Origin of the sequence: Idiomarina sp. Sol25 (assembly GCF_033052775.1) — a bacterium.
Taxonomy (GTDB): Bacteria; Pseudomonadota; Gammaproteobacteria; order Enterobacterales; family Alteromonadaceae; genus Idiomarina.
Genome location: NZ_JAUPEW010000206.1, coordinates 1 through 247 on the forward strand (window position 1 = coordinate 1; position 247 = coordinate 247).

The 247-nt window shown below is 53.8% G+C and carries 1 protein-coding gene; it reads left to right on the forward strand.

Translation table 11 applies throughout. The features are described from left to right. Positions 1-43: 43 nt before the first annotated feature. The coding region (locus Q5L94_RS14015; protein ID WP_317498959.1) for a hypothetical protein at positions 44-247 on the forward strand (204 nt) is incomplete at its 3' end.

Below are 247 nucleotides of genomic sequence, written 5' to 3' on the forward strand. Positions count from 1 at the left end.
CCGATATGTAAGCGCGGAGTTGGACACGCTTCCGGAGGATGCGATGCTGATCAATATCAATCGGGAGTACACCCGCTTTGATGACTCCGAAGGGGTTCTCGAAGCAGTCAAAGGCAATTGGGTCATGGCCAAATGGCGCACCGAAGAGAACAAATATGTGCTGGCGGAGTTTCAGGGCTTTGTGATCGAGGTCTTTGAAGTGACGGCCTGGCGTCACCATCCAGAGATTGGGCGATACGGGCGGTAT